The organism is Jatrophihabitans sp., assembly GCF_051960575.1.
In the GTDB taxonomy this organism is placed as follows: Bacteria; Actinomycetota; Actinomycetes; order Mycobacteriales; family Jatrophihabitantaceae; genus JBQCEE01.
Map to the genome: position 1 here is coordinate 1 of NZ_JBQCEE010000178.1, position 22,866 is coordinate 22,866.

27 protein-coding genes and 1 pseudogene are annotated in these 22,866 nt (G+C 69.4%); 9 read left to right on the plus strand and 19 right to left on the minus strand.

Annotated elements, in window-relative coordinates:
* Window positions 1–265 (plus strand): transposase (locus ACTHMS_RS10210; protein ID WP_440306553.1); only part of this gene is annotated, 265 nt, incomplete at its 5' end.
* A 1,060-nt stretch (window positions 266–1,325) separates the two neighbouring features.
* On the opposite strand, the gene ACTHMS_RS10215 is transcribed toward ACTHMS_RS10210, so the two are convergent.
* The 4 genes and pseudogenes from ACTHMS_RS10215 to ACTHMS_RS10230 all read right to left on the minus strand — a co-directional run.
* Window positions 1,326–2,537 (minus strand): chloride channel protein, encoded by a 1,212-nt coding sequence (locus tag ACTHMS_RS10215; protein WP_440306554.1) that lies wholly within the window; start codon window positions 2,535–2,537, stop codon window positions 1,326–1,328.
* A gap of 149 nt (window positions 2,538–2,686) precedes the next feature.
* The gene (gene lgt / locus ACTHMS_RS10220) at window positions 2,687–3,613 is read right to left on the minus strand and encodes a prolipoprotein diacylglyceryl transferase (protein WP_440306555.1); all 927 of its coding nucleotides are present in this window, start codon (window positions 3,611–3,613) and stop codon (window positions 2,687–2,689) included.
* Between the two features lie 154 nt (window positions 3,614–3,767).
* The gene (locus ACTHMS_RS10225) at window positions 3,768–4,634 is read right to left on the minus strand and encodes a phosphatase PAP2 family protein (protein ID WP_440306556.1); all 867 of its coding nucleotides are present in this window, start codon (window positions 4,632–4,634) and stop codon (window positions 3,768–3,770) included.
* Between the two features lie 46 nt (window positions 4,635–4,680).
* A pseudogene (locus ACTHMS_RS10230) lies at window positions 4,681–4,914 on the minus strand (phosphatase PAP2 family protein); the annotation flags it as partial.
* 307 nt (window positions 4,915–5,221) lie between these two features.
* Here ACTHMS_RS10230 and ACTHMS_RS10235 point away from each other — a divergent pair.
* Window positions 5,222–5,536, plus strand: coding sequence for a hypothetical protein (locus ACTHMS_RS10235; protein WP_440306557.1), 315 nt, complete (start codon window positions 5,222–5,224; stop codon window positions 5,534–5,536).
* Between the two features lie 543 nt (window positions 5,537–6,079).
* Here the strand turns inward: ACTHMS_RS10235 and ACTHMS_RS10240 are convergent.
* From ACTHMS_RS10240 to ACTHMS_RS10250, 3 genes are read right to left on the minus strand one after another with little or no spacing between them, the layout of a single operon-like run.
* Window positions 6,080–6,916 (minus strand): sulfite exporter TauE/SafE family protein, encoded by an 837-nt coding sequence (locus ACTHMS_RS10240; protein ID WP_440306558.1) that lies wholly within the window; start codon window positions 6,914–6,916, stop codon window positions 6,080–6,082.
* Window positions 6,917–6,927: 11 nt separating this feature from the next.
* A complete protein-coding gene (locus tag ACTHMS_RS10245; RefSeq protein WP_440306559.1) occupies window positions 6,928–8,325 on the minus strand; it encodes an MBL fold metallo-hydrolase in 1,398 nt (465 codons plus the stop codon).
* On the minus strand, window positions 8,322–8,645 hold the full coding sequence (locus ACTHMS_RS10250; protein WP_440306560.1) for a rhodanese-like domain-containing protein: 324 nt from the start codon (window positions 8,643–8,645) through the stop codon (window positions 8,322–8,324). The genes ACTHMS_RS10245 and ACTHMS_RS10250 overlap by 4 nt, the downstream gene beginning before the upstream one ends.
* Window positions 8,646–8,812: 167 nt before the next feature.
* On the opposite strand from ACTHMS_RS10250, the gene ACTHMS_RS10255 reads away from it, so the two are divergent.
* Genes ACTHMS_RS10255 through ACTHMS_RS10265 form a run of 3 tightly spaced genes read left to right on the plus strand, consistent with a single transcriptional unit; the run spans window position 8,813 to window position 10,926 of the window.
* A complete protein-coding gene (locus ACTHMS_RS10255) occupies window positions 8,813–9,217 on the plus strand; it encodes a DUF302 domain-containing protein (RefSeq protein ID WP_440306561.1) in 405 nt (134 codons plus the stop codon).
* On the plus strand, window positions 9,217–9,480 hold the full coding sequence (locus ACTHMS_RS10260; protein WP_440306562.1) for a metal-sensitive transcriptional regulator: 264 nt from the start codon (window positions 9,217–9,219) through the stop codon (window positions 9,478–9,480). The genes ACTHMS_RS10255 and ACTHMS_RS10260 overlap by 1 nt, the downstream gene beginning before the upstream one ends.
* A gap of 36 nt (window positions 9,481–9,516) precedes the next feature.
* Window positions 9,517–10,926 (plus strand): cytochrome ubiquinol oxidase subunit I, encoded by a 1,410-nt coding sequence (locus ACTHMS_RS10265; RefSeq protein ID WP_440306563.1) that lies wholly within the window; start codon window positions 9,517–9,519, stop codon window positions 10,924–10,926.
* Between the two features lie 43 nt (window positions 10,927–10,969).
* Here the strand turns inward: ACTHMS_RS10265 and ACTHMS_RS10270 are convergent, their stop codons facing one another.
* Window positions 10,970–11,227 (minus strand): hypothetical protein, encoded by a 258-nt coding sequence (locus ACTHMS_RS10270; protein ID WP_440306579.1) that lies wholly within the window; start codon window positions 11,225–11,227, stop codon window positions 10,970–10,972.
* Here ACTHMS_RS10270 and ACTHMS_RS10275 point away from each other — a divergent pair.
* The gene (locus tag ACTHMS_RS10275; protein ID WP_440306575.1) at window positions 11,136–12,041 is read left to right on the plus strand and encodes a cytochrome d ubiquinol oxidase subunit II; all 906 of its coding nucleotides are present in this window, start codon (window positions 11,136–11,138) and stop codon (window positions 12,039–12,041) included. The two genes, ACTHMS_RS10270 and ACTHMS_RS10275, sit on opposite strands and share 92 nt — an antisense overlap.
* 548 nt (window positions 12,042–12,589) lie before the next feature.
* Window positions 12,590–12,769, plus strand: a complete 180-nt coding sequence (locus ACTHMS_RS10280) for a hypothetical protein (protein ID WP_440306564.1) — start codon at window positions 12,590–12,592, stop codon at window positions 12,767–12,769.
* A 643-nt stretch (window positions 12,770–13,412) separates the two neighbouring features.
* Here the strand turns inward: ACTHMS_RS10280 and ACTHMS_RS10285 are convergent.
* The 11 genes from ACTHMS_RS10285 to ACTHMS_RS10335 form a co-directional block, all read right to left on the minus strand.
* A complete protein-coding gene (locus tag ACTHMS_RS10285; RefSeq protein WP_440306565.1) occupies window positions 13,413–13,670 on the minus strand; it encodes a hypothetical protein in 258 nt (85 codons plus the stop codon).
* Window positions 13,671–14,044: 374 nt separating this feature from the next.
* Window positions 14,045–14,284: a DUF2892 domain-containing protein gene (locus ACTHMS_RS10290; RefSeq protein ID WP_440306566.1), complete on the minus strand. Its 240-nt coding sequence runs from the start codon at window positions 14,282–14,284 to the stop codon at window positions 14,045–14,047.
* Window positions 14,281–14,673, minus strand: coding sequence for a DUF302 domain-containing protein (locus ACTHMS_RS10295; protein WP_440306576.1), 393 nt, complete (start codon window positions 14,671–14,673; stop codon window positions 14,281–14,283). The genes ACTHMS_RS10290 and ACTHMS_RS10295 overlap by 4 nt, the downstream gene beginning before the upstream one ends.
* 128 nt (window positions 14,674–14,801) lie before the next feature.
* Entirely contained in the window at window positions 14,802–17,066 is a 2,265-nt protein-coding gene (locus ACTHMS_RS10300; protein ID WP_440306567.1) for an MMPL family transporter, read from the minus strand.
* 76 nt (window positions 17,067–17,142) lie between these two features.
* The gene (locus ACTHMS_RS10305) at window positions 17,143–17,412 is read right to left on the minus strand and encodes a metal-sensitive transcriptional regulator (RefSeq protein WP_440306568.1); all 270 of its coding nucleotides are present in this window, start codon (window positions 17,410–17,412) and stop codon (window positions 17,143–17,145) included.
* 321 nt (window positions 17,413–17,733) lie between these two features.
* The gene (crcB, locus tag ACTHMS_RS10310; RefSeq protein WP_440306577.1) at window positions 17,734–18,108 is read right to left on the minus strand and encodes a fluoride efflux transporter CrcB; all 375 of its coding nucleotides are present in this window, start codon (window positions 18,106–18,108) and stop codon (window positions 17,734–17,736) included.
* Window positions 18,105–18,542: a fluoride efflux transporter CrcB gene (crcB, locus tag ACTHMS_RS10315; RefSeq protein WP_440306578.1), complete on the minus strand. Its 438-nt coding sequence runs from the start codon at window positions 18,540–18,542 to the stop codon at window positions 18,105–18,107. The genes crcB (ACTHMS_RS10310) and crcB (ACTHMS_RS10315) overlap by 4 nt, the downstream gene beginning before the upstream one ends.
* Before the next feature lie 301 nt (window positions 18,543–18,843).
* Window positions 18,844–19,329, minus strand: a complete 486-nt coding sequence (locus ACTHMS_RS10320) for a DUF4396 domain-containing protein (protein ID WP_440306569.1) — start codon at window positions 19,327–19,329, stop codon at window positions 18,844–18,846.
* Complete coding sequence (locus ACTHMS_RS10325) at window positions 19,326–19,538, minus strand: hypothetical protein (RefSeq protein WP_440306570.1); 213 nt, start codon at window positions 19,536–19,538, stop codon at window positions 19,326–19,328. Before ACTHMS_RS10325 ends, ACTHMS_RS10320 begins: the two co-directional genes overlap by 4 nt.
* Window positions 19,538–19,918: an ArsR/SmtB family transcription factor gene (locus ACTHMS_RS10330; protein ID WP_440306571.1), complete on the minus strand. Its 381-nt coding sequence runs from the start codon at window positions 19,916–19,918 to the stop codon at window positions 19,538–19,540. Before ACTHMS_RS10330 ends, ACTHMS_RS10325 begins: the two co-directional genes overlap by 1 nt.
* Complete coding sequence (locus tag ACTHMS_RS10335) at window positions 19,915–21,366, minus strand: permease (protein WP_440306572.1); 1,452 nt, start codon at window positions 21,364–21,366, stop codon at window positions 19,915–19,917. Before ACTHMS_RS10335 ends, ACTHMS_RS10330 begins: the two co-directional genes overlap by 4 nt.
* A gap of 111 nt (window positions 21,367–21,477) precedes the next feature.
* Here ACTHMS_RS10335 and ACTHMS_RS10340 point away from each other — a divergent pair, with 111 nt between their 5' ends.
* Together ACTHMS_RS10340 and ACTHMS_RS10345 are read left to right on the plus strand one after the other, a co-directional pair.
* Window positions 21,478–21,960, plus strand: coding sequence for a hypothetical protein (locus tag ACTHMS_RS10340; RefSeq protein ID WP_440306573.1), 483 nt, complete (start codon window positions 21,478–21,480; stop codon window positions 21,958–21,960).
* 101 nt (window positions 21,961–22,061) lie between these two features.
* The gene (locus ACTHMS_RS10345; RefSeq protein ID WP_440306574.1) at window positions 22,062–22,748 is read left to right on the plus strand and encodes a DUF305 domain-containing protein; all 687 of its coding nucleotides are present in this window, start codon (window positions 22,062–22,064) and stop codon (window positions 22,746–22,748) included.
* Window positions 22,749–22,866: the final 118 nt, after the last annotated feature.

Sequence of the window (22,866 nt, forward strand, 5' to 3'; positions counted from 1 at the left end):
GATCACCGACCTCAGCGCCGGCGTCCCCAAGGTGCTCACCGAGCTCACCACCCTGGGCCGGACCCTGAAGAAGCGAGCCGCTGACGTGCTCGCCTACTTCGAACGACCCGGCACCAGCAACGGGCCGGCCGAGGCGCTCAACGGACGGCTCGAACACCTGCGCGGCTCCGCACTCGGGTTCCGCAACCTGACCAACTACATCGCCCGAAGCCTGCTCGAGACCGGCGGCTTCAAACCCCAACTCCTACACCCCCGATTGGGATGAGCCACCAAATCGCCCTGCGTCATCGGTGCGGATCCATCGATCTCGCCGTCTACCTCTGCCCCTGCAAGAACTGGCACGTGGGGCACAGCCACGAACGGCTCAACCGGCGAATAGCGATCGCGCTCCGGCACCGTCGCCGCCTCCCCGGAGCGAAGCGCAAAGCCGCCTAGCCCACTGCCACGGGCGGCGATGCGCGCAGCGGGCTCACCATTGAGTACCGGTACTGCGACGACTATGCCGACAACACCGACCATCTCCCGTGATTGGGCTCACCGCGACCGAGGGTGCGTCCGCAGTTTGGCGATTGGGCAACAGCCTGTTGCCGGATTTGTCCATTGGTCTTGTTCTCCCGACTCGCCTGCCTTGTCGGTGTCAACCGCCGGGTTCAGGCGAGAGCGCTGAACTCCGGGCTGACGCACACCCGAACTCTCTGGCGGCACTTCGCAAGGTTCACCGCCATTCAATACGCACGAGCGACGTCTGCGACTGCGGCGGCTACTCCCCCACCCTCCGAGCCGATCGGGCACCACCTAGCCGGAGAGCGTCGCGCGCTCGAGCGGCCACCTCCTCACCCGGCGCCCGGCCATCGTCGGACTTGCCAAATGAACACCGTTCGCGGCCGCCCGGCGGAACCGCTGGGCTTTCGGACCGTCGACCTGCGCGCTGTGGTCACCCACGCCAGCCAGCTCGCGAGTTGCCGTCGGTCGCGTCGTCCCCTGCGTCATGCCGTCGGCCCCGTTCCCGCGCTACGCAATCAGCGTGCCAGGACGACCTCCAAAACGGCAGGGCCTAACCGCTCGGACATGCTGGTGGTTCGGCCCCCAAGTTGATCAGGTGTTCCTCGTTTTTGATCGCTCGCATATGGGTCGAACCGTGCGGATGGAAATTCACCGTGCGCCGCAAGGTGTCGCGCCTGGGATGGCGCATCGCGGCCAGCGTCCGCGCTAGTGGAGCGCGATACGTGTCTGTGCGTAGCCAATGGCTGCCCACGCGGCGGCGACGAGGAGGTAAAGCCAGACCGCCGTCGCGAGCGCGATGACGACCAGGGCGATGGTGATAGTCAGGTCGGCGATGGCCGTGGGCCAGTTGTGCTCGCCCGGGTCGCCGCTCGTTCTCGCCATGTCCGCCGGTTCCACTGCGCCCTCATCCTCCGGTCGATTGTGCTCAGTGTGCGCTCGCTCAGCTTCGCCGCACCAACTGCGCACGCGATGGGAAGGGCCATCCACGGCGAGACCCCGGTGAACTCGAGCGCGAGCACGATCGCGGTCCACGGTGCCCGCTGGGCTACGGCGAGCACCGCGGCCGCGCCGAGAAGCGACCACTCGGTGGCCGATGCGCGGTGGGCCGGTTGGAGGTAGCTGAGCAACGCGCCGAACGCGGCACCGGTGGCGAATGACGGGGTGAGCAGCCCGCCGATCGCGCCGCTGCGTAGGCAAGCTCCGGTGGCGACCGGTTTGAGTCCCGACAGGATGGCGGCCAGCCCGGCCGTCAGGACGCCGGCGAAGGCCAGTTCGGCCATGTTCTTGCCGTTGCCAAGCAGTTGCGGGTAAACGATCGCGACGGCACCTAATGCGGAGAACACAGACGGGATGGCGACCGCGGCGCGCCACCCGGACGGCGCATGCGTTCGGGCACGGGTCATGCCCGCTCGGAACAGCATGCCCACCGGTGCGGCGAGCACGCCGACGATCAGGCCGGCCACGAACGTGGCGGCGGAGATCGCGACCGTCGGGAGGTGATAGGTGGTCGCTGTGCCGAGGAAGGGCCAGGCCACCACCGTCGCGATAAGGGCGGCGACCACCGTGGGCAGCAACGCGCGGAGGCGGTGGCGGGTGAGCAGGATCTCGAGGCTGAACACGGCACCGCCGAGGGGCACGTTGTAGACGGCGGCGAGGCCCGCCCCGGCCCCGGCTGCGAGCAGGATCCGTCGCTGGTCGACGGTCAGTCGGCAACGGCGGGCGATCTCGCCGGCCAACGACGCCCCGACCTGGCGAGGGGCGCCCTCGCGGCCGAGCGAGGCTCCCGATCCGACCGCGACGATCTGCAAGAGGGCGTCACTCACCGTGGCGGCCACGCCGAGGCGGGGGTCGGGCGTGGCAAGGGCGTGGGTGACGGACACGCTCGCGGTGGAAGAACGCCGGTGCAGCCACCACCATCCCAGCCCGGCGATCAGGCCACCGGTGCCGACGGCCAGGACCCGGCGGGCCGAGCTGGCCTGCTCGACGCCGGTCAGGAAGGTGTTCTCGGTGTAGCCGAACGCCAGGTGCTGCACTGCGTGCAGGAACAGGGTCAGCGCGGCGCCGCTCAGCCCGGCGGCGACCCCGACCGCGACCGCCGCCAGCAGGGTGCGCCCGTGCTCGGCCAGCCCGACGCGCGCGGTGTTCCCGGCCGGAGTGGCGGGCGCGGCGACGGACGCGGCTCTCATCGCGGCGCCGTGTCCGCGGTGACCGTCGCCTCCCGCCGAGCCGGGTACGGCGCATCGTCCCGGCATCCGCGGCGCAGGCGGAACGCGATGACGGCGGCCACGAAGACGAGCAGCGAGGTCCAGTCGTTGAGCCGCAGGCCAAGGATGTGGTTGGCGTGATCGTGTCGCAGGGCCTCGATCCAGCCGCGGCCGACGGTGTAGATCGCGACGTAAAGGGCGAACAACTGGCCGGTGCCGAGGCGGCGGCGCGCGTCGATCCAGAGCAACAGCAGCGCGGCGCTGAGGTCCCAGATCGACTCGTACAGGAAGGTCGGCTGGAGGTACCCGACGACCAGCGGGTGCCCGGCCGCGTCGAGCGCGGCTCGGCCGGTGCTGACGTCCAGGCGGTGGATCTGCAGCCGCCAGGGCAGGCTCGTGGGCCCCCCGTACAGCTCGTTGTTGAACCAGTTCCCCCACCGGCCGACGCCCTGCGCGGCGACCACGCCGGGGGCGACCGTGTCGGCGAAGACGACCAGACGGATGCCACGTCGTCGACAGCCGATCCAGGCTCCGACCGCGCCGAGCGCGACGGCGCCCCAGATGCCGAGCCCGCCGTCCCAGATCTTCAACGCATTCAGCGGATGACGGCCGTGACCGAAGTACAGCTCCGGGTCCGACGCGACGTGATAGAGCCGGCCTCCGGCGATGCCGAACGGGATGGCCCATCCGGCGACGTCCCACAGTTCGTCCGCTCGGCCGCCCCGCACTGCCCACCGGCGCCGCGCGATGCCGAGAGCGAGCAGGATGCCGGCGACGATGCACAGTGCATAGGCGCGGACCGGCAGCGGCCCGACTTGCCAGACGCTTTGCGTCGGCGACGGCAGGTACCCCAACGCGCGGATCATCGCGGCGGCCTCGGCCAGCTCGCCCACTTCAGCGCGCATCCCGCGGCGCCGGCCAGAAGCACGGTCACGACGCCGGCACCCGGCCAACCGAGCGTGGACGCCGCCAACACGACACCGGCGCCCACAACGAGCATGACCGCGAGCACGCCGGCCGAGACAGGACCATCGGGACCAGCGGCGTGCGCCTTGAGCCTCACGGGCGACGCCCCTGAACAGCGGGATCGGCGCGGGCCTCGAGGCGCAGCACCAGCTGGGTCAGAGCCGGAAGTGCGGCCTCGATCGCCTCACGGTCGCGCGCCGGCAGCTCGCCGAGCGCCGCATCGATCTGCCGACGGTTCGCCTCCCGCCACTGCTGCAGCAGGCGTAGTCCCTGCTCGGTCGGCGCTACCGCGACTGCTCGGCGATCCCGAGGATCGGTCTCCCGGGTCACCAGCCCGGCCTGCACCATCTGCTGCACCACCGTGCTCACCGTGTTCGTCGCAAGCCGGTGCCGTGCGGCCAGGTCGCCAACCCGGAGACCGGGCTCGTCAGCGAGCCGTTGCAGCAGTTCGACCTGCGCCATCGGAAGCCGCTCCCACGGGATGTCGCTCCGCACGCCCGCCCGCAAGACCCGACGCAGGCGCGTCACGAGCTCGGCTAGCGGCCACACCAATCCAGACCCGGGAGCCGGGGCATCCGCCTCGGAACGGGCCGTCATGCAGCCAGAATAGCTCTGCCGAGCGAACTGTTCTGCCCCGGACGCAACCAGATGGGCGCGGCGGCGAATCGGCCACCATGACGCTGCTGCCGCTGCGACGACCATCGTGGCGGCTCCGGCGATCACATCGAGGAGATAGTGATTCCCCGTTCCCAGCACCACCAGTGCCGTGCCGACCGGATAGCAGGCTCCGAGCACCCGCGTGACCCGCCGGCGCCCGAGCCGGAACAAAAACCATCCCGCCCACAGGGCCCAGCCGACATGCAGCGACGGCATGGCCGCAAACTGATCCGTCATCTTGCTGAAGCCCCGCGGGACACTGCCGTGATCGCTCCACCAGCCCCAGGACGCGAAGCGGGCCAAGGTCCACGACGCCGTCGCGGGGAACCAGCCGAGGAGGGGCCGTCGGCACGAACACGAAGCCCAGCACGCCCAGGCCGGTGCTGAGCGCCAGTGTCGTGCGTGCGCGCCGGTACTGGCCCGGGTGAACCCGGTAGAGCCACACCAGCACCGACGGTGTGACGACGTAGTGCAGCGCCGCGTAGTAGTAGGCCGCCGGTACGGCCAGCCAGGCCGTTGAGTCGAGCATCTGGTTCAGCCATCGCTCGGGATCGCAGTGCCAAGCCGACTCCCAGGCCAGCATGGACCGCCCGGTCGCGACCGCCCTGAACCGGCCGTTGGCCGCGAGAGCGCGGCTCGCCTCGTAGGTCGCATAGATGAGCCCCAGTAGGGCAAGCTCGGCGGCCCACGGCGCCACCGACAGGCGTCCCGGCTGGGCCCGGGTGATTGGCGACCCTCGTTCTGGTCGCCTACCGGGATCGCGCACGCGACGACGCTAACGGCCTTTGGCGGTAAGCCCGGCCGACTGGTCAGGTCACTGCCAGTGAAGATCGGGGTCGACGAGCGCTGCCGATTTCTTGTGGCCTGGGGTTACCGCGGATGATGGGCTGATGCGGATCGAGTTGGCGGTTGTGGCTGACTGTCCTCACGAGGCCCCGGCCGCCGCGTTGCTGCGTGAGGCGTTGGACGACATCGGTCTCGAGTCGGAGTCGTTCTCGGTCAGGGTTGTCGGGAGCGAATCGGTCGCGGACGAGCTGCGCTTCCTCGGTTCTCCGTCGTTCCTCGTGGAGGGACGCGACTTGTTCGCCGACCCAGACCGCCCGTCGGTGATGGCGTGCCGGATCTATCCGGCTGGTTCGCTGCCGTCGCTGCGGGAGTTGCGTGGGGCGCTGAAGGAGGCGGCCGCGGCGTTGACATCGCCGTGAGCGGCCCGACCCAGCATGACGATTGAGCCCGGTCTTGCGGCGTGGATGCGCGGGGATCTCGACGCGCTCGAGCGGGTTCTGGGTCCGCAGGTCACGCTCGCCGCGGTCGAGCCTGATCGCTGAGACTGTGGCAACGCCACCTCGCGTGACCGCGGCCGAGATGCGGTGTACGTCGAATTAGTCGGTGTCTCCCGTTGCATCGTCTGCTTCCTGACACATGCCAATAGTTTGCATCGAGATGCGGTGAGCGCGGCTGGGCCGGTGAAACGGACCGCCGACTTCGCTGACGTGCCCCTGCGTTCACCGCGACCGGTGGCTCTAGCGGCCGAGCATGCGGGCGAGCCAATTTCCGCGCTGCCCGCGTGCTGACGCGTGTCCGGGGCAGCGTTCGCCGGTAGGTACGCCGGCCAGGACTTGGTCTACGTGGCGGCCGCAGCCGGCCCAGGTGGTTTTGCCGCAGCTCTTGCAAGTGACTGCTCGACACATAATCGCTCCTTGGCGCGTGGGTACGTGTGGCGTGGAAAGGGGTGGTCGGTGGTGGGGTTAGATCAGGGCCGGCAGGGAGCGCGTGGCGGTGTAGACCGCGACGGCCAACACCAGTCCGGTGAAGGCGGCGGAGAGCTTGGCGGTGTCGGTGCGGTCGGCCAGGCGCGCCCCGGCGATGCCGCCGATCACCGATGCGCCGGTCAGGGCTGTGACGAGGCCCCAGTCGGGGGTGGTGCCAACGCCGGCGCGCACGGCCAGCGCGGCGGCGCTGGTCAGTGTGATGACGACGAGCGAGGTTCCGGCGGCGTATTGCATGGGCAGGGCGAGCGCGAGTGCGAGTGCGGGGACGACGAGGAATCCGCCGCCGACGCCGAGGAAGCCGGTGAGCAGTCCTACGGCAGTCGCTGTCACGAGTACTTTGACCGCGCGGGGGCAGTCGCATCCGAACCCGTCGTGCAGTGAGATGATCGGGTCGTCGAGCGCGGTGCGTGCGGTCGACGTGCCGCCGGCCTGAGGAGCGCCGCCGGCGTGGCGCACCTGCCGGACGATCATCATCGCCGCGATGAGCAGCATCAGCGCGGCGAAGCAGGCCAGTAGCACCGGCTCGCTGACGAGCGAGGACGCGGTGGCGCCGGCCGAGGCCCCGCCGATGGCGACCACGCCGAAGCTCACGCCGCGCGCGAGTTTGACGTTGCCCGCGCGGTGAGCGATGACCGCGCTGGTCAGCGACGTGACGCCGACGACCACCAACGCGCCGGTCGTGGCCTGCGACGCGGACTGGTGCAACAGATACACCAGCACCGGCACGGCAAGGATGGAGCCGCCGCCGCCGAGCGCGCCGAGACTGAGCCCGATCAGCGTGCCGGCGAGGACCGCTAATAGCAGTGTCACCATGCGTCGGGGCTTCAGGTGTCGGGGCCGACGAGGTGGAGCCCGGCCTTTTCGGCGTTGGCGAAGCTGTCGTCGATGGCCACCAAGGTGCGCCCGGCCGCGTTCAGGATGGAAGCGGCGATCGAGGCGCGGTAGCCGCTGGCGCAGTGCACCCACAGCTCACCCTCGGGTACCTCGTCCACGCGTCGCGGCAGCTCATGGATGGGGATGTTGACTGCTCCCGCGATCCGGGCGGAGCGGAACTCGTCCTCGCGCCGCACGTCGAGGACCACGACCGGGCGGTGTCGTCGGACCTGGTCGAGGTCGGCGAAGGTGCCGGTCGGGAACGAGGCAAGCTGCTCGTCGGTCCACGTGTGCGGGTCGCCGGTGGCGTGCGCGGCGGGCCGGTCGATGCCGATGCGGACCAGCTCGCGTTGGGCCTGTGCGACGTCGGCGGCGGTGTCGCCGAGCAGGGTCACCGGGGTGCCCCATGTGATCAGCCAGCCCAGGTAGGTGGCGAACGCGCCGTCAAGACCGAAGTTGAGCGAGCCGGGGGCGTGACCGGCCGCGAACGCGGTGCGGTTGCGCAGGTCGACGACCCACTCGCCGGCCTCGATGCGGCGCCGCAACTCACTCGCGTCTGCCTTGGCCGGGGGAGACAGGTCGGGCGCGGAAGGTCCTGCCGCGTTACGTGGGGACATGTGTGCGTAGTAGGCCGGGTAGGCGCTCAGCTCGTCGACCAGCCCGCGGACGTAGTCCTCCTCGTCCTGGGTGAGGACGGGGTTGGACTCCTTTTCCTGCCCGATCGTTGACTCCGTTGCATTGGACTGGGTGGAGGAACAGAACGAACCGAACCCGTGCGTGGGGAACACGCCGGCTGTGTCGGGGAGCATGCCCGCCAACGTGTGCGCCGAGGCGTGTTGGAGGCGGGCCAAGGTGTCGGTGTGCTCGGTGCCCAGCAGGTCGGGGCGGCCGGTGGAGCCGAACAGCAGCGACCCTCCGGAGAACACCCCGATGTGCTCACCGGTCTCGGCGGCCAGTGTGTAGGACAGGTGGGTGAAGGTATGTCCGGGCGTGGAGACCGCGGTGACCCGCATGCGGCCCACCGGCACGGTCTGCCCGTCGCGGATCGTGGTGCGGTCGAACTCCACCGGATCCTCGGCGTTGACCAGGTAGGCGGCACCCGTTCGCCGCGACAACGCGAGCCCCCCGGTCACGTAGTCGTTGTGGATGTGGGTCTCGAACACGTGGGTGAGCTGCACCCCGGCGTCGTCGAGGACCGCCAGGACCCGGTCGATGTCGCGCTGCGGATCGACTACGAACGCCTGTGTGCCGTCGTGCACCACGTAGGTGCGGTCGCCCAGCGTCGGCGTCTCGATCGGAACAATCTTGATGCCGTTGGCGATCGTGACGTCCTGATTCGTGCCACTCATCGCGTGCCCTTCTCCACCGAACGGCCCGACTGGATCCAGGCCTGCATGCCGCCGGCGACCGAGGACGCATCGAAGCCCGCACTGCGCAGCAAATCGGTCATCGCTCGAGAGCGGTTGCCGCTCGCGCAGATGACGTAGACCGGGCGGCTCGAATCCAGCTCGGACATCCGGGCCGTCAGCTGCCCCATGGGCATGAGCACGGCCCCGCGAACATGGCCCTGCGCGAACTCAGCCGGCTCGCGGACATCCACCACCGCGGCGTCGTGCGCTGCGCCGGCCACCTGATCGACGTGCACTTCCGGCGTTCGGTCCTCGGTCATAGATCGCCTCTCTGTAAATTACCCCCAGGGGTATCTGATCCTCACCGACCATAACACCCCAGGGGGTATCGTTCACAAAGTGGCGATGCCGTGGACCCGGTGCCGTCAACCACAGCGACCAACGACCCGTGTCGCTGTGTAGCGCTGAACGAAGGGACGCTTACCGGATGCCCGGATACACCCTCACCATCACCGTTTCCCAGCCGTATGCCGAGGCGGTGGAGGCCGTACGTGCCGCCCTTGCCGAGCAGGGCTTCGGCATCCTCACCGAGATCGACATCCAGGCCACGATGAAGGCCAAGCTCGATGTCGACGTGGCGCCGCAGATCATCCTCGGCGCGTGCAGGCCCGAACTGGCCCACCACGCCATCGCGGCCGAACCCTCCATCGCGACCGTCCTGCCCTGCAACGTCGTCGTCCGCGCCGAAGACGCGCAGACCACCGTCGTCGAGGCCCTCGATCCAGACGCCATGATGGGGCTGGCCGGTCCCAGTCAGACATTGCACACCGTGGCCGCCGACGCCAAGGCGCGCCTGAGCGCCGCACTGGCGTCCCTCACCCAGGAGACCTGATGGAACTCGACCCCGCCGGCATGACACCGGTGATCAACCGCATCAAACGCGCCCGCGGCCAACTCGACGGTGTTCTTCGCATGCTCGAACAGGGCCGCGACTGCGAGGACGTCGTGACCCAGCTCGCCGCAGTCTCGCGAGCCCTCGACCGGGCCGGTTTCGCCATCATCGCCACCGGGCTGCGGCAGTGCCTCGCCGACGGCGACGGGCTCGACAGCATGGACGCGAAAAAAATGGAGAAGCTGTTCCTGTCCCTGGCCTAGCAGCCCGCCCGGGCACCGACGCGTAGAGGTGATCCCATGACCATGTCGACGACGGTGGCCGGCCTGGCCGCTGCCGGGGATCCCTCGCAATTGATCCCGGCCCGCGAGCAGATGGCCTTCACTCTCGGTTTCCACATCATCCTGGTGCCGTTCGGGGTGGCGTTCACCTTCATCACGATGATCGCCAACTGGCGGGCGCTACGCAGGGACGACAGGGACGCGCTGCTGCTCGCGCAGCGCTGGTCGAAGGTCGCCGCGGTGTTGTTCGCGGTCGGGGCGGTCTCCGGCACGGTGCTCTCGTTCGAGATGGGGCTGCTGTGGCCCGGCCTGATGGGCCGCTACGGCGCCGCCTACGGCATTCCGTTCGCCGTCGAAGGGATCTTCTTCTTCCTGGAGGCGATCTTCGTCGCGATCTACATCTACGGCTGGAACCGGCTGCCGCCCTGGGTGCACTTCTGGACCGGCCTTCCGGTCGTCCTGTCCGGCGTCGGCGGCACCTTCTCCGTCGTCGCCGCGAACAGCTGGATGAACACCCCGAGCGGCATCACGACGCGCGACGGCCGGATCGTCGACGTCGATGTGTGGAAAGTGTTCTTCAACGACGCGTTCTGGTACGAGGCGATCCACATGCTGCTCGCCGCCTACGTCGTGGCCGGCTTCACCGTCGCCGGCGTCTACGCCGTCGGCATGCTGCGCGGCCGGCGAGACCCCTACCACCGCATCGGCCTGCTCCTGCCGCTCACCGTCGGGGCGATCGCCATCCCGCTGCAGATCGTGATGGGCGACTTCATCGCTCGCTACGTGTTTCAGTCCGAGCCCGCGAAGTTCGCCGCCATCGAAGCCCTCCCGCACACCCGGAGCCACGCCCCCGAGACGCTCGGCGGCGTCCTGGTCGACGGCAAGGTCCACTTCGGCATCCCGATCCCCAGCGGCGCGTCGCTGCTGTCCGGGTTCAGCCCGAACACGAAGGTCTCTGGACTCGACGCGATCCCGAAGGCGGTGCGCCCGCCCGATGACCTGGTCTCGATCGTGCACCTGTCCTTCGACGTCATGGTCGGCACGGCATGCGCCCTCGCCGGGCTCGCGCTGTGGTTCGCGTTGTCCTGGTGGCGCAACCGCGCACGGGAACCTAACCGCTGGTTCCTGCGCGCCACCGCGATCAGCGGCGTCGTCGCGATCGTGTCGCTCGAGTGCGGCTGGATCACCACCGAGGTCGGTCGGCAGCCCTGGACAGTCGTCGGGCTGCTACTCACCCGCGACGCCGTGCAGACCTCCGGCAACCTGTGGCCGCTGTTCGCCGGCGCGATCGTCATCTACGCCGGTGTGACGGTGGGCGCGGTATATGCGCTGCGGGCGCTGCGCCGACGCTGGGCCGCAGGCGAACAAGTCCCCGCACCCTACGGGCCCGAGGACGCCGACGAACCCGCACCGGCAGCGACGCCATGATCAACACCCGCTGGGCCCCCGTCGCCACGGCTGCGCTGTTCGTTCAGGACAGCGCATGACTACGGTCGTCGCCGGCGTGCTGCTGGCCGGCATCATCCTCTACGGCGTATTCGGTGGCGCCGACTTCGGCACCGGCCTGTGGGACCTCACCGCCGGCGGCGCCGAGCGCGGAGCGCGGAGCGCGACCACGCGCGCTCATCGACCACGCCATCGGCCCTGTCTGGGAGGCCAACCACACCTGGCTGATCTTCTGCCTCGTCCTGCTCTGGAGCGGATTTCCGACCGCGTTCGCCGCGATCATGACCACCCTGTACATCCCGCTCGGCGTCGCCGCGTTCGGCATCGTGCTGCGCGGCTCCGGTTTCGCCTTCCGCAAGGTGTCCATGCGCACCGCCGAGCAGCGCCTCAACGGCATCGCGTTCGCAGCCTCCTCGGTGCTCACCCCGTTCTGCTTCGGCGCCGTCGCTGGCGGCGTCGCATCCGGCCGTGTCCCCACAGGCGGGCACGGCGACGCGATCACCAGCTGGCTGAACCCCACCGGGGTGCTCGGCGGCGTGCTCGCCGTACTCACCTGCGGCTACCTCGCAGCGATCTTCCTCATCGCCGAGGCGAAGCGCGAAGAGGCCGCCGACCTCGAACACTGGTCACGCCGGCGCGCCGTCCTCGCCGCGCTCGCCGCCGGAACCACCGCGTCTGCCGGCCTGTTCGTGCTCCACGCAGACGCACACCGACTGTGGACACGACTGCTGCACATCGGCTGGCCCCTCATCGCGATATCCGCAGCAGCAGGGCTCGCAGCACTGCTAACCACCGTCACTCCCGCGCTGCGCAGCCGTCCAACGCTCGCACGCCCACTCGGCGCGCTCGCCGTCGCCGCCGTCCTCGCTGGGTGGGGCGTCGCGCAGTACCCCTACCTGCTCGGCACCCACCTCAACCTGTACACCGACGCCGCGCCGGCATCAACGATGACCGCACTCGCCACCGTCACCGTCCTCGCCGTCGTCCTCGTCGTCCCCTCATTTTTCTGGCTGCTCTGGCTCACCCACCGCGGCACCCTCGCCGACACCGAACCGGAACGCCGTCCACAGGCTCCGTCCCCAACCCGCCGCGACTGAAACTGCGCACCGAATCCCCCAGACTGCGGTTGCTGACACGCCTTCGAAGCCGGTCAGCCCGACCGCCGGGTCCTAGGCAAAGCGGCACGCCACACCTCCAGCCGGTCCCGAGAGCGGTGACCGGCCGTCTCGACAGGCGCGATCAGCGAGGCTCACCGAGCAAACCGCCGACCGCGGCTGAAGTCATGGAGCCCTCGTTTCACGCAGACCCCGAGGAAAGCGCAGTGCAGCCCGTGAACACTGGCCCTAACTGCGAACACTCCGTCCCATGGGAGCTACACCGGCGGGCGGGCTTCAGCGTCGTCGTCCGTACGCGTCGCTCGGCAACTGTTCCGTCACTGGGCCCCACGGAGAGCTGTACCGGGCCGATGGCGTTGTAAGTGGGCGGCGTCGTTGGGTTGCACGACGATGCACCGTCTGCGGCGGCGGGCAGCGTCGACACATACCTGCACGGCGGCACGCATGCCGACGAGGATGGCCTGGACCTCGACCGCGGTGATCTCGTCCGGGCATAGCCTGTACACGAGGCGGTAGCGGAGCTTGCGGTCGTGCGTCTCGTCGAAGTCCACCTTGCGGCAGTCGGACACGTCACCGACCGACGGGTGATCCTCGAGCGGCTCGCCGAGGTTCTGGCCGCCGGCGGCGTCGGCGAGGATCTGAATCGCGCGCCGTTGCTTCTCGCGGTCGGAAGCCGCTTGATGTCGTCGCCGAACTCAGTCGCGCGGTGAGCTTGCGCCGCTTCACGCCCCTACAGACCGGACTCGTCCGGGGGTGAACCCGAGCTCGTCGACGACGTTGGTCAGCGGGATCGACTCCGCGGTCGAGGCGAGACGGGCGCGGACAGTCTCGGCGAGCAGATGTCATCGATCGTTGACAGGAGCCGCTCGAACAGTGCGTAAGGCATGACGAGGCCTTCGGGCTTACGGTGGCTTCGGACGATGACCGGGGTCGCGACCAGCGCATCGTGACACAACCGGTCCGGCATCTACGCCGAAGACCGCACCGCCGGGGCAACGATCAAGTTAGGCCGTTCGAACTCGCCACCGTGTGAGCGACATAGCCGACGAATGGAAAGTGCCGCCGCCCGAGCTGGCGACACCTCTGCCCCGACCTGGCGTGCGTTCGGATCTGAAGTCGGGTCGTAGTTCGCGAAATTCGCCCATTCAAGATGCAGGAGTTGCCGCCGAAGGTTCCTGGCTCTGTTGTCTCCCGACAGGTCGCGCGTCGTCGGCCGGACGACCAGCTCCGTTGCCCGTGCAACAGCCCAGGTTCGGTGGCGAGGCTGTTATGCGGACTTCAATGCCTTGAGCTGGTGCCATGGCTTGGCTTACGGGTTCATCGTTCGCGGCGCAACAACACCCACGTGAACGCCTATGTCCCGCCTGCGGGGGTGTGGTGCTGTTCGACGAGGTCGTCGAGCAGCTGCCAGCCGTGGCCGAACAGCGTGGACAGCTGCGTGCTGTCGTACCTGGCGACGGTGAGGCCGGAGCATTCGCGCGGCCCGTCCGGGGCGAAGGTTCCGATCACGGCGATACTGCCGGGCACGGTCGAGCGGCTCAAAGCATTGAGGTAACGCTGCTGGTCCTGCTTGGTGGTGAAGAAGTGCAGCAGCGCCCGGTCGTGCCACACCTGCCAGACACGATCGGGTGTCCACTCCCGCAGGTCGGCGTGCCAGCCAGGTGACGTGCGCCGACGTGCCGGCCAGGCGACTTTGGGCGGTCACCAGCGCGGTCATCGAGATGTCGAGGACGGTGATGTCAGTAAATCGTCTCCCGATCAGGTCATCGGCCAGGCGGGAAGCGCCGCCGCCGACGTCGATGACGCTGTCGCCGGGCCCGACTCCGGCGGTCTCGAATATGCGCAGCGACATCTCTGCGTGGTCTTGGAACCAGCTACGGCTGGCCTCTCCCCGCCGGTAGGTGTCATCCCAATGCGCGGCCGGGCCGGCCGGATCAGCGGCGCCAGTGCTCATCGCGTTGCCCACCCAATCGCCGGCGCGGTGCTCAACATGCACCCGGCCGGGCGCCGAGGCGGGTCAGCAGTAGCGACATAGGGCACCATCCGGTGGCGACCATGAGCAGCTGGTTTACGCCGACCATGGCCGGGACGAGCAGGAACCAGGTCGATACCGTCGCGGCGACGACGACGCCAGAGAGCGTGAGGGTGCCCGCGAGGAGGAACAGGATGCGATGCAACGGCCACCCGGCGCGGACAGCGGCCTGCCCGGCCTGGGTCGCGCTCACTGCGTCGCGTCCGGGCGGAGGACATTGAGGGCGGCGGCCAGCTTGGCGCGCGCCTCGGTCGCGACCGGCTCCAGATCGGCGTTCCCGGTGAACGACACCATGGTCGCCGGGTCGAGCGCCGCGACGATCGTGCGTCCGTCGCCGCCGTCACGCAGCGTCACGTTGCACGGCAGGAGCAGCCCGATGGACGCCTCGGCGCTGAGCGCGCGGTCGGCGAGGACGGGGTTGCACGCGCCCAGGATGAGCTGCGCCGGGACGTCCTTACCGAGCTTGGTCTTCAGGGTCGCGGCGACATCGATCTCGGTCAGGACGCCGAAGCCCTGCTCGGCGAGCGCGGCCTCGACCAGTCGGCGGGCGGTGGACAGGTCGGTGTCCAGCACGATGCTCATACCGGAATCGATCACGGTCATCTCCTTCGTGATTGCGGGGTCAGTCGGTGGCGGGGTCAGTCGGTGGCGGTCAGTCGGTGGCGGGGTCAGTTGGCGGGTTCAGTTGGTGGCGGGGTCAGTCGGCGGTATCAGTGGTTGAAGCGGACGTCGGGCAGCAGGCGGGCCAGCCAGCGTGGCGCGTGCCAGGCGGCGTGTCCGGTCAGGCGCAGGACGACGGGTAGGACGACGAGTCGGATGCACAGGGCGTCGAGGAAGACGGCGGCGGCGAGGATGATCCCCATCTCCTTTGGCGCGAGCGGGCCGGAGAGGGCGAAGGTGAGGAACACCGCGACCATCACCCCGGCTGCGGCGACGACGACGCGTCCGGACGTACGCAGCGCTTCCCGCATTGCGTGCTGTGGGTCGCCGGTGGCGTCGTAGTGTTCGCGGGCGGCGGAGAGCAGGAACAGGGTGTAGTCCATTGCGACGCCGGTGAGCATCGCGCCGAAGAACAGCGGTCCCCAGGCGTCGACGAAGCCCTGCGGCTGGAAGCTGAGCACGCCGGCCAGGTGGCCGTCCTGGAAGATCAGCCGCGCGACGCCGAACTCCGCCGCGATCGAGGCCAGGTTGGTGACCGTACCCACGAAGGCGACCAGTGGACTGCCGAGCGCGACGAGCAGCAGCACGAACCCCAGCGCGATCAGCAGCCCGAACACCAGCGGCGTGCGGTTCGACAGCGCCGTTTCCAGGTCGTGGTTCTCCGCCGCCGCGCCGCCGACCAGTGCGCCGCGGGGCAGCTCGTGGCGGATCCGGTCGATGGTGGCGCCGGTCGCGGCTGACGAGGCGTCCGTGGTGGGGATCGCCATGGTCATGGTCCAGCCGTTGTGCTGCCCGGCGGGCAGGGCGGCGGCGATGCCCGGGTCGGCCTTGAGGGCGTCTCGCGCGGTGGCGGCCTCGCCGGTGGGGGTGACGACCTGCAGCATGCCCGGTGCGCCGGGTCCGAACGCGTCGACGACCTGGGTGTAGCCGGCGCGGGCGGATTGGTCGGTGGGGATGATCGTGATCGACGGCATGCCGGTGCGCAGCCCGAGCACCGGTGCGGCCAGCACCGCGAGCGCGGCGATGACGAGCGTGCCTGCGGCCCACGGTCGGCGGTGCAGCAGCGCGCCCCAGTGATGCAGCAGCTTTTCCAGTCCGCGGCGGTGCCGCTCACCGCCCGCGGCGGCCGCGGCGGTGGCCTTTGCGGCGTGCCGGGCGTCGCGGCGGCCGGCGCCGGGCAGCCGCACGCGGCCGGCGTCGATTCTGGTGCCGAGTTTGCCGAGCACGGCCGGAAGCAACGTCAGCGTCGCAGCCAAGACGGCGACAACGGAGAGCATGATGCCCAGCGCCATTGACCGGAATGCCGGCGACGGGACGAGCAGGACCGTGGACAGCGACACCAGGACGGTGATGCCGGAGAACGCGACGGCCTTGCCCGCGGTCGCCATGGTCTCGGCGACCGCATCGATCGAGGCCTGCCGGTCGCCGCGCTGCGCGCCGCGTTTGGCGAGAGCGGCCCGGAAGCGGACGACGAGGAACAGCGCGTAGTCGATGCCCAGGGCGAGGGCGAACATCATCGCGAAGTTCAGCGCCCACACGCTGACCGGGGCGATGTGGGTGGCGATGACGAGCGCCCCGGCCGCGGTGAGCAGTCCGATCATCGTGAGCATCAACGGCAGGCCCGCGGCGACCAGACTGCCGAAGGCGATGACGAGCACGACCATCGTGACCGGCCAGGACAGCACTTCGGACTTGATCATCGCCGCGTGGTTGACCTTATTGAAGTCCGACCACAGCGCGCTGTCTCCGGTCAGATTGACCGACACCGTCGAGGTGGCAAGCCCGCTCATGGGCGCGGTCAGGGCGTCCGCGGCGCGCACCATCGCGTTCGCGTCCGCGGCTGCTCCGGCCTGGACGATGGCCGTGTGGCCATCTCGGGACAGGGACGTGCCCGGCTGCGGCGGGACGACGACCGAGACGCGAGGATCGGCCTTGAGCAGCGCTTCGACCTTGGCGACGACGTGCTGGGCCGCGGGATCCTTGGCGATTGGTGATGCGCCGTCGTGGACGACCACCTGCAGGGCTGTGGCGCTGAGGCCGTGGAAGTTCTGGGCGATGACCGCCCGGGCCGCGACCGACTGGCTGCCGGAGTCCTGCCATCCGGCGCCGGACAGCGCCGACTCGACCTTGGGCGCGAACGCACCGAACACGGCCAAGACCAGCAGCCACAACACGAGCACGGCACGGAGATGGCTGGCGGCCCAGGCGCCCAGGCGGCCCAGGCCGGTGCGCTGCTCGTTACCGGTGTCGTGGCCGGGCGGGGCGGACGGTGAGGTGGCGGGCCGATCGCCGGAGCGGTGGTCGGTCGTGGTCACAGCAGGGCTCCTGTATGGGGTACGGGGCAGGGTATGCACAGATCGCGGCTCGAGACATAGAGCGACAACGAGTAGGTCACGCCAGGGTGAGGAAGAGCTTCTCCATCTGTTCCGGACTCATCGGCTCGGCCTGGCCCGCGGCGGCGCTGGACATGCACTGCCGCATCCCGGCCGACAGCAACTTGAACCCGGTGCGGTCCAGCGCCCGGCTCGCGGCAGCGAGCTGGGTGACCACCTCGGCGCAGTCACGCTGCTCCTCGAGCATGCGGATGATGCCGCCGATCTGTCCTTCAATGCGGCGCAGCCGCTTGACCACGTCGTCGGTCGCTTCGCTCTCGATCACCATGCGTCAGAGTATACGGATACCCCTGGGGGTAACCGAGCCCCGCGGTCCGGTTATACTCGAACTCACAGATACCCCCCGGGGTACCAGAGAGAGGATGGATGGGTCCCCCCTTCCGCGCCCGCCCATGTCGCGCATCGGCATGGCGGCCCGAGGGGGCACGCTGATCATCGGCGTCAGCCGGCCCGGGTACGGCGAGGTCGCGTCCGACAGTTGGAAAGCCGGCCATACTGGTAGGAGTCGACGTGCCTCGGCGCTCGGGTGTGCGTCGACTGCCACCCGCTCGGCGCCCGGCGTGATTCGGGTCAGGTCGTGGCGGTTCAGTCACGGCCAGATTGCTTGCGCGACAGCGGAGCCCAAGAAGACCGCGCCCACTCCAGCGGCGATGCTGGCGGCGATGTTGGCGACGGCGAAGAAGCGCGCGCCCTGCTCGGCCAGCCGGAACGATTCGAAGGAGAAGGTCGAGTAGGTGCTCAACGCGCCGCAGAAGCCGGTGCCGATCAGGGCCTGTGTGCTGGCGCCGGCTGCTCCGGTCAGCGCCGCTCCGGTGATCGCGCCGAGCACGAGGCACGCGAGCACGTTGGCGGTGAACGTGCCCCACGGGAAAGCGGTGTCGTGGCGCGTCTGGACCGCCTTGTCGGTCAGGTAGCGCGCCGGTGCCCCGATCGCGGCTCCGACGATCACCAAGATCAGCGTCATCGCCGAACCCATGACGCGATGGTCCGTGTCCCCCGCACGGCCACGGTCACCGCGACCAGCGCCGCGGTCACGGTCGCGGCGAGGTAGGCCAGGGCTGTTCCGGGGTGCCGGTCCTCGATGAGCCGTTGCGCGTCGACGGCGTAGGTCGAGAAGGTGGTGAAGCCGCCCAGCACACCGGTGCCCAGCAACGGGCGGATGAGCCGGTGTGGGCTGAACACCTCGGAGACCAGCACCAGCAGGACACCGATCAGGAAGCATCCGACCACATTGACGGCGAACGTCGTCCACGGAAAGGTCCCCGCCGCGGTGGGCCAGCAGCGGCCCGCCGCGTAACGGGCGAGCGCGCCGAGCGCACCGCCGGTCGCGACGACCAGCAGCACCGGCCCTTCGCCGCCACGCCACCGCGAACCGCCCCGGCTGCGGGAGCGGTCCAGGTCGGACGCCGAGACGTCAGGATCGATCGGTTCCGCGGTGCGCCCGGGAACGTCAGCCACTGTGTGCACCCACTTGGTCCATCCCTACCTGGAACAGGGCACACGCCGGTGCCACGACATCAGGTAGGGACTGTTGGCCACGTGGTGGCGGTTCGGGTCCGGTGAGCCCCACCACCGGTAGGACGACTTTATCAATTCACTGCTCACTGACCCTCTCACCAGCGGCTCCGCTGAGAATCCCCGACGCGCGGGCCAGGCGCAATGACCGGGCAGGAAACCCGGACGGGATGGCGGTGGCCGGTCACATGGCTTCTTTGATGCCGCGGTTGATGAGCCAGACGTTGGCCGGCCAGGCGGAGGCGAAGCCGATGATCATGCCGAGCTGCATGAGGAACCAGTAGACCGGGGAGTTGGGCATCAGGTGGTGCGGCGCCGGGTAGAACACGAATGCCATGAGGGCCATCCAGCCGAACAGGCCGATCTCGAACGCGGTCAGGGAGAGGATGTCGGCCTTGGCGGCGGCTTTGAGTCCGTCACGGACGCCGAGCCCGCGCATCGGCGCGATGGCGAAGTACTGGAATAGCAGGCCGAGGGCGACGGCGAGAACGTAGTCGCCGGCGTATTCGAACGGCAGCGCGGTCCCGGCGACGGTGACGGCGAGACCGAACACCGCGAACTCTGCAACAATGTCGCCGAGTGTGCAGCCCGCCCCGCAGTGACTCACGCCGACGGCGATGGTGGCCCACCGCGGCTTGTCCGGCGGCTTGTCAAGCCCCTGCTCGGTCAACCACGGGGGCTGGTGGGGCGGCCGTAGCGGCGGTACGTCCAGACCGCGGCCGGGCCGAAGTACAGGGCAGTGACCGGCCAGACCGCTTCCATGACCGGCATCTTCTGCCGGTAGCCGCGGGTGTAGATGTCAGCCAGGATCCAGGCGGCGCTGGCGAACGCGACACCGAGCGCGACCCAGGCGAGGACGGTCAGCCAGGTCGCGGGCATCAGTCCTCGTCGACCGGGGCGGTGCGGGTGATGGCGACCAGCTGGCGCAGGCAGTGATCGCGCAGTGGTTCCGGGAAGTCAGGGGCGAGGCGGTTGTAGACGACGCGCCCTTGCTTGCGCGCGAGGACGAGGCCGGCGGTGCGCAGCAACCGCAGCGCGTAGGTGACGGAGTCCTCGCTGACCTCGAGGGCGAGGGCGAGGTCACCGACGCACAGTTCCTCGGCGACGTCGAGGGCGTAGATGAGCCGGATGCGGACGGGGTCGGCCATCAGCGACAGCAGGCTCGTCAGCCGAGCCGCGTCCTCGGCGGACGGTAGCCGCGACCGGGCGTGCGCGACGCGTTCGGCGTCGATCGGGTGGGCGTGGTCGGTCGGACTCAACGGGGGCTCCGTTCGGCGGCGTAGCGGTCGGGGTCGGCGAGGAACGCCTCGCGGCAGCCCGGCCCGCAGAAGTAGACGCTCTGCCCGGCGTGCTCAGTGGTGACGGTGGCCGTGGCCGGGTCGACGTCCATCCCGCACACCGGATCGGTCGCCAGTCCCGCGCCTGCAGGCGGCTGGTCGGTCACGGTGTCGGTGGCGGCGCCGCGGTCGTAGCGTTCGGCGCAGTGGTCGGAGCAGAAGTACACCGGCCCGTCCGCGCTCGACCGTTGGGCGGGGGCGTTGTCGATCTCGATCTGCATCCCGCACATCGGGTCTTTCGCGAAGCGGCTGCCGGTGGTGTCGCGGTGCCGGTAGAGCCAGTAGACGAGCGCGAACCCGGCCAGCGCGATCAGGTTGAGGATGGTGGTGTAGTTCCACTGGAAGCCGGTGTGCACGATCATCGTCGGCCGCGAGGGCGCCGGGATGCGCACTGCGCGGAACAGGTACTCGGTGATCAGCCCGCCGAGGCTCATCACGGCCCAGAGCACGCCGAGCAGCCGCAGCGTGATGGCGGTGCCGTAGTACTTGCGGTAGATCGACAGCAGCGGCAGCGTGATCAGGTCGGCGAACACGAAGGACACGACGCCGCCGAAGCTGATCCCGCCCTGCCACAGCGCCGCCGCGAGCGGGACGTTGCCGACCGAGCAGACGAAGCTGATGATCGCGAGGAACGGGCCCAGCACCACGTTCTCCAGGGACGACCAGAACCCGTGTCCGGTCAGGAAGATCGAGCGCCAGAACCCGGTCGGGACCAGAGCGGCGAGGTAGCCGGCGATGACGAACCCGATGACGAGCTCCTTGCGCAGCATCGTGAGGTCGCTGATCGTGTAGCCGGCGGCGTCGCCCCACCCGCGGCGGGAACGCAGCCGGCGGCGCAGCGGCTCGTCCGCGCCAGCTACCTCATCATCCTCGGCGCCGTGGTCGTGATCGGGCTCCGCGGTGCCCGCGTTGCCGGCGTTGAGACGCTGGCGCGCGTCGTCGAGCCATCTCGCCGGGATCACTCGCGGCAACACCAACCCGATGAGCACGATCATGATCGCGCCGCCGACGAACTCGGCCAGCGCGAACTGCCAGCCGATCAGCAGCCACAACACGATCCCGAGTTCCACGACCAGGTTGGTGGAGGCGACCATGAACACCACCGACGCGGTGAAGTCCGCACCACGGGCGAACAGACTCTTTGCCAGCGCCGAGGACGCGTAGGAGCACGAGGAGCTGATCACCCCGAAGAACGACGCCCGGCCCAACTCCCGCGGCCGGTGCGCCCCCAGCGCCTCGCGCATCTCGGTGCGCGACACGAACGCCTGCACCGCCCCGGACAGCACGAACCCGAGCACCAGCGCCCACAGCGTCTCCCAGAACATGAAGAACGCCTCGTCCAGCCCGTGCCAGACACCGTGAAAGAACATCGCCGACCTCCAAGACGTGACATCCGTACGGACCTACGGAAGTACCGTCGGGTCTACGCTTACCTCCGCGAGAATGCAAGTCCGCACGGTCGTACGGATATACTGGAGCGCGTGACAGGCCGGACGACGTGGGCGAGAACGCTGTCGCGCGCGGTCGCCGCCCTCGTGCTGGCCGGTCTGTTCGCCATGCACGGCCTGCCCGATGCCATGGCCACGGCCAGCTCAGGGATGGCTGCGGCCGGCACGCTCGAGCTGGGACAGCGCGAGGCATCCCCCACCGATCAGCGTGCCGAAGACCGACAGGTCAGTGACATGTCGGCAGATATGCATGGACGCCAGCAACGTGACGCGCCGGTCGCGCTGTCTTCCGCCCTTCGTGGCGCCCCCGCATCGATGCCTGGTGGCTGCGGACTGGATCACGCGGGCTGCGTCGCTGTGCTGCGGGACGCACCGCGCACAGACGCGCCCGCCGTGGTTGCTGCCGATGCGTACATCGTGGCTGGCTCGGCGCGGACCGATCCTCGACATTCCGTCGTCTGCTGTCGCGCGCCGCCCGACGTGTCGCTCGTCGAACTGGGGATCAGCCGGACGTGAGCCGGCTTGGCAGCACGCACCCGCACCGGGTGCGAACACGCTGCCGCGCCCGCACACGTCCACGTCCTGTTCGACCAGTCCGACGAAAGGCACCCACAACCATGCGCAAGACCCTCGCCGTGACCGGCGCCACCTTCGCGGCCGCCGCCGCGATCACCCTGTCCGCCTGCAGCAGTTCCGGCTCGTCCCACTCCTCGGCAGATTCGTCGGGCATGCCAGGCGGTCACTCGATGAGCGGCATGAGCATGAGCTCTATGCCTACCGCATCCGGAACGGCCCAGGCCGGCGCGCCTGCGACCGGACCGCACAACGCCGGCGACGTCACCTTTGCCACCGACATGATCCCGCACCACGCCCAAGCCCTCGCTATGGCCAAGATGGCGCTGACCAAGGCGGCTAGCCCGAAGGTCAAGCAGCTCGCCCAGCGCATCGAAAACGAGCAGTCGCCCGAGATCAGCCTCATGTCCGGCTGGCTCAAAGGATGGAACAAGCCCGTCCCCGACACGACCATGGGCGGCATGGACATGGGCTCCACCAGCGACTCGATGACCATGCCCGGCATGATGAGCGCCGCCGACATGGCGAAACTCAACTCCGCCACCGGCAGCACCTTCGACAAGCTGTTCCTCAGCCAGATGATCACCCACCACACCGGCGCGATCACCATGGCCAACACCGAATTGACCCGCGGTCAGAACGGTGACGCGAAGACACTGGCCAAGTCGATCATCGCTGGCCAGAGCAACGAAATCACCGAGATGAAGGCGCTCCTGCCGACCATCAAGTAGCTGGCGCGGGCCGGGCGTGCTCCGTCCACGCCACCGCAGCCCGGCCCCCGCCGACCGGGGCCCGCCGGTGTTGGCCCGGACGCGGACGGGGCGGGTGAGGTTCCCGCGCTTCCCCCCC

Coding starts and splice junctions, on each gene's coding strand:
- ACTHMS_RS10335 (WP_440306572.1), bottom strand. CDS start 21,366: ATGTTCTTTCACGGTGTCTGGCACGGGCTGGACGAGGCGTTCTTCATG.
- ACTHMS_RS10305 (WP_440306568.1), bottom strand. CDS start 17,412: ATGGTGATCGAGAGCGAAGCGACCGACGACGTGGTCAAGCGGCTGCGC.
- ACTHMS_RS10345 (WP_440306574.1), top strand. CDS start 22,062: ATGCGCAAGACCCTCGCCGTGACCGGCGCCACCTTCGCGGCCGCCGCC.
- crcB (WP_440306577.1), bottom strand. CDS start 18,108: ATGACGCTGATCTTGGTGATCGTCGGAGCCGCGATCGGGGCACCGGCG.
- ACTHMS_RS10260 (WP_440306562.1), top strand. CDS start 9,217: ATGGAACTCGACCCCGCCGGCATGACACCGGTGATCAACCGCATCAAA.
- ACTHMS_RS10295 (WP_440306576.1), bottom strand. CDS start 14,673: ATGAGCATCGTGCTGGACACCGACCTGTCCACCGCCCGCCGACTGGTC.
- ACTHMS_RS10245 (WP_440306559.1), bottom strand. CDS start 8,325: ATGAGTGGCACGAATCAGGACGTCACGATCGCCAACGGCATCAAGATT.
- ACTHMS_RS10270 (WP_440306579.1), bottom strand. CDS start 11,227: ATGATCGCGGCGAACGCGGTCGGAAATCCGCTCCAGAGCAGGACGAGG.
- ACTHMS_RS10250 (WP_440306560.1), bottom strand. CDS start 8,645: ATGACCGAGGACCGAACGCCGGAAGTGCACGTCGATCAGGTGGCCGGC.
- lgt (WP_440306555.1), bottom strand. CDS start 3,613: ATGCGCGCTGAAGTGGGCGAGCTGGCCGAGGCCGCCGCGATGATCCGC.
- ACTHMS_RS10255 (WP_440306561.1), top strand. CDS start 8,813: ATGCCCGGATACACCCTCACCATCACCGTTTCCCAGCCGTATGCCGAG.
- ACTHMS_RS10240 (WP_440306558.1), bottom strand. CDS start 6,916: ATGGTGACACTGCTATTAGCGGTCCTCGCCGGCACGCTGATCGGGCTC.
- ACTHMS_RS10265 (WP_440306563.1), top strand. CDS start 9,517: ATGACCATGTCGACGACGGTGGCCGGCCTGGCCGCTGCCGGGGATCCC.
- ACTHMS_RS10325 (WP_440306570.1), bottom strand. CDS start 19,538: ATGCCCGCGACCTGGCTGACCGTCCTCGCCTGGGTCGCGCTCGGTGTC.
- ACTHMS_RS10235 (WP_440306557.1), top strand. CDS start 5,222: ATGCGGATCGAGTTGGCGGTTGTGGCTGACTGTCCTCACGAGGCCCCG.